The sequence below is a fragment of the Anaeromyxobacter oryzisoli genome, from assembly GCF_022690765.1.
Taxonomy (GTDB): Bacteria; Myxococcota; Myxococcia; order Myxococcales; family Anaeromyxobacteraceae; genus Anaeromyxobacter; species Anaeromyxobacter oryzisoli.
Map to the genome: position 1 here is coordinate 1 of NZ_JALCZA010000149.1, position 3789 is coordinate 3789.

Sequence of the window (3789 nt, forward strand, 5' to 3'; positions counted from 1 at the left end):
ACGCGGCGAAGCGCGCGGGCCGGGGGCGCGTGGCGCTGGCGCCCCCGGCGGCGGAGGCGCCGGCGGGCCCGCCCGCGGCGGAGAGCGCCGCGCACGCCGCGACGTGATCAGGCCTTCGCGCCCGCGGCGGAGCCCTGCGCGTCGCCGCCCTCCCCCGCGCGGCTGCGCGCCTCGGCGGTGTACCGGTTCAGCTTGTTGTAGAGGGTCTTCTCGCTGATGCCGAGGATCTCGGCGGTCCGGGCCTTGTTGCCGCCGTTCCGCTGGAGCGAGGCGAGGATGTACTCCTTCTCGACCTGGTCCATCGGGATCCCGAGCGGCACGCGCAGCGTCGCCGCCTCCGGCCGCGCCGTCTGCACGTCCGGCGGGAGGTGCTCCTCGCCGATCACGTCGCCGTCCACGAGGATCATGGCGCGCTCGACGCTGTTGCGGAGCTCGCGGATGTTGCCGGGCCAGGGGTAGCCCTGCAGCACGGACATCGCCTGGGGGGAGACGCCCTGGACGTGCTTGCCGGTCTCTGCGTTGAACTTCTCGATGAAGTGGTGGACGAGGAGCGGGATGTCCTCGCGCCGCTCCTTGAGCGGCGGCAGCCCGATCGTGAAGACGTGGAGCCGGAAGTAGAGATCCTCGCGGAACCGTCCGCGGCGGATCTCCTCCTTCAGGTCGCGGTGGGTCGCGCAGATCACGCGCACGTCGATCTCGACCTCCGCGCGCCCGCCGAGCCGGCGGATCTTCCGATCCTCGAGGACGCGGAGGAACTTGGCCTGGAGCTCGAGGGGCAGCTCGCCGATCTCGTCGAGGAACAGCGTGCCCTCGTGGGCGAGCTCGAAGTTGCCGAGCCGGCGCTGGTCCGCGCCGGTGAACGCACCGCGCTCGTACCCGAACAGCTCGGACTCGATGAGCGTGGCCGGGATCGCGCCGCAGTTCAGGGCGACGAAGGGCTTCTCCCGCCGCGGCGAGAGGTTGTGGATCGCCCGCGCCACGACCTCCTTCCCGGTGCCGCTCTCCCCGCCGATGACGACGCTCGCGTTGGACGGGGCGACCTTCTTCACGAGCTCGAACACCTTCTGCATCGCCGGGCCGGAGCCGATCATGTCGGTGCCGGGGGCGAGCGCGGCGAGGCGACGCCGCAGGAGCTGCACCTCGCGCATCGTCTCCTTCTTCTCGAGCGCCCGCTCGAGGACGATGCGGAGCCGCGGCACCTCGAGCGGCTTCTCGATGAAGTCGAAGGCGCCCTCGCGGATGGCCTGGACGGCGGTCTGGATGGTGCCGCGCCCCGTGAGGAGCACGACGGGGCAGTCGGGCAGCTCGGCGCGCAGCGCGCGGAGCAGCCACAGCCCGTCCATGTTGGGCATCACCAGATCGGTGAGGAGGACGTCGGGGTGCCACTCGATGGCCCGGCGCAGCGCCTCGGTCCCGTCGCTCGCGGTCTGGACGTCGTAGCCCCACCGCTGCGTCAGCTCCGCGAGCGCGTCGCGGCTGTCGGCCTCGTCGTCGACGATCAGGACGCGGTATCTCATGGCCGATCGTTCCCCGGGAGGCGCAGCGTCGTCTCGACCACGCCGTCCGCCCGGGCTCCGGTCAGGACGCCCCCGAGAGCCTCGACCGCCGCGGACAGCACCTCGCTGTAATACCCGCTCTCCGCGTCGAGGTCACCGGCCCCGTGCGCGATGCGGACGACCGCGTGGGCGCCCTCCGCCTCGGCCCGGACCGAGAGCCGCCCCCCCTCGGGCGTCTCCTCGAGGGCGCGCGCCAGGACGCCGAGCACGAGCCGGCCCACCCGCCCCGGATCGCAGCGCGTCCGGGCGGCGCCGCGGGGCGCCTCCACGACGAGGTCCACGCGGCGCCGGCGCGCGTCGTGGCCGAAGAGGCTGGCGGCGTCGGCGACGAGCGCGCCGAGGTCGGTGTACCCGAGCGGCGCGGTGGGGTCGGTGACGTCGAGGAACCGCCGCACCACCTCGTTCACGCGCCCGATCTGCTCTCGCAGCGCCGCGAGGTGCCCCGCGGAGGCCGCCGTCGCGTCGCCCGGCGAGCCGAGCTTGTCCGTGAGGAGCGCGAGCTGGAGCGCCATGGCGTTCAGCGGGTTCTTGATGTCGTGCGCGAGCCCGGCGGCGAGGCGCGTCAGCCCCTCCGAGCGGAGCGCGTGCTCGAGCCACTCGGCGCTCCGGGGGGAGCGCGCCACGAGGAGCGCGCCGGGGCCCGCTGGGACCCGCTCGAGCTCGATCGGCTCGCCCCGCGCGCCGGTCACCCGCGCGACGGCCCGACCCGGGCCGGCGAGGAGCGCGGCGAGCTCGGGGCTGGAGGCGGCGCGGGCGCGGAGCGCTCCGGCCGGGTCCTCGGCCGCGAGCCCGAGCGCCGCGACGAACCCTGCGTCTGCCCCGACGACCGCGCCCGCGCCGTCGATGAAAGCCGCGCCACTCGAGAAGGTGTGCATGTGTTCGGTGCCCTGGAGGGCTCGCGCCCCGAGATGCGTCCGGATCCTGCCTCGCTCGGTCCGGGCGGAGGATAGCCCGGCGGCGCGCGGGCGTCGGCGGGCTCCCGGGGAGCGAGCCGGCGAGCGCCCCCGCGGCTCCGGGATCCAGGTGCCCTTAGCGCGAGCTCGAGCGAGCCGCTCGCCCGGCCTGGGCCCTCTCCGAGGCGATCCGCGGCGGCGCGCGGGCGGCGTCGCCGGCCGCGGGAGCTGCGGTCACTCCGGCCGATGGAGGGTGACGGGGTGCGGTGCGCCGGTGTCGCGCGGCTGGACGTCGGGCCTCGCGGGCACCTTCAGCTCGACGAGCTCGATCCCGAGCCGCTGCGCGAACTCGAAGACGCGGTTGTCGCGGTAGAACTCCCCGAAGACGATCCGGTGGCACCCCGAGTTCGCGATGAGCTTGAAGCACGGCCAGCACGGGGAGGCGGTCGTGTAGATGGACGCCCCCTCGATCGCGACGCCGTTCTTCGCGGCCTGGATGATCGCGTTCGCCTCGGCGTGAACGGTCGCCACGCAGTGACCGTCCTCCATCATGTGGCCGGCCTCCGTGCAGTGGGGCAGCCCGCGGATCGAGCCGTTGTAGCCCGTCGAGAGGATGGTCTTGTCTCGCACGAGCACGGCGCCGACGTGCTTGCGATCGCAGGTCGCGCGCGTCGCGACCACGCGCGCGATGTTCATGAAGTACTCGTCCCAGCTCACGCGTTCGTCCATGGCGCTCCTCGACGTTGAAGCGGGCATCCTACCCCAAGGAGGCGGCGGTCCGGGGCGGGGCGGGCTAACATCGGCCCATGGATCGCCCCGCCCTCGCCGTGCTGGCCGCCGCCCTGCTCGCCCCCGCTCCCTCTCGCGCGGGGGACGCGGCGCCGGCGCCGTCCGCCCCCTCCGCACGCGGCGCGGCGCCGCTCTCCGTCACGCCCCCGCCCCGAGCCACGCCGGCCCCCCCGAAGCCCGCCGATCCCGCGAAGAAGGGCGACGACCCGCAGAAGCCGCCGCCGCCGCGCGGCACGGTGCTCGAGGACGTGACCGGGACGGTCCACGGCGTCGATCGCCGGGCGCACCGGATCGAGATCGACACGGCGTCGGGCCGCGTGGCGCTCACGCTCGACCGGAACACCCTCGTCTACGGGCCCCGCGGCCTCGTCACGCCCCTCGACGTCCAGCCGGGCGCCACCGTGAGGGCAGGACGCAACGCGGACTTCCTCGCCTACTGGATCGCGGTGCGCGCGGCCGATCCGGCCGCGGCCTCGGCGCCGGGCGGCGGCGCGAGCGGCAAGTCGGGGCCACCGCCGGAGCGCGAGGGCGGCGCCGCGGGCGCGGCGCCC

The 3789-nt window shown here is 75.0% G+C and carries 4 protein-coding genes; 1 reads left to right on the forward strand and 3 read right to left on the reverse strand.

Annotated features, from left to right (window positions below; translation table 11 throughout):
• Window positions 1-107: 107 nt before the first annotated feature.
• The 3 genes from MNZ27_RS22930 to MNZ27_RS22940 all read right to left on the reverse strand — a co-directional run bounded on the left by MNZ27_RS22930 (window position 108) and on the right by MNZ27_RS22940 (window position 3178).
• On the reverse strand, window positions 108-1517 hold the full coding sequence (locus tag MNZ27_RS22930; protein WP_242396387.1) for a sigma-54-dependent transcriptional regulator: 1410 nt from the start codon (window positions 1515-1517) through the stop codon (window positions 108-110).
• A complete protein-coding gene (locus MNZ27_RS22935) occupies window positions 1514-2431 on the reverse strand; it encodes a histidine kinase dimerization/phospho-acceptor domain-containing protein (RefSeq protein ID WP_242396388.1) in 918 nt (305 codons plus the stop codon). Before MNZ27_RS22935 ends, MNZ27_RS22930 begins: the two co-directional genes overlap by 4 nt.
• Window positions 2432-2683: 252 nt before the next feature.
• Window positions 2684-3178 (reverse strand): deoxycytidylate deaminase, encoded by a 495-nt coding sequence (locus MNZ27_RS22940; RefSeq protein ID WP_242396389.1) that lies wholly within the window; start codon window positions 3176-3178, stop codon window positions 2684-2686.
• A 77-nt stretch (window positions 3179-3255) separates the two neighbouring features.
• On the opposite strand from MNZ27_RS22940, the gene MNZ27_RS22945 reads away from it, so the two are divergent.
• On the forward strand, window positions 3256-3789 hold a 534-nt coding region (locus MNZ27_RS22945), incomplete at its 3' end, for a hypothetical protein (RefSeq protein ID WP_242396390.1).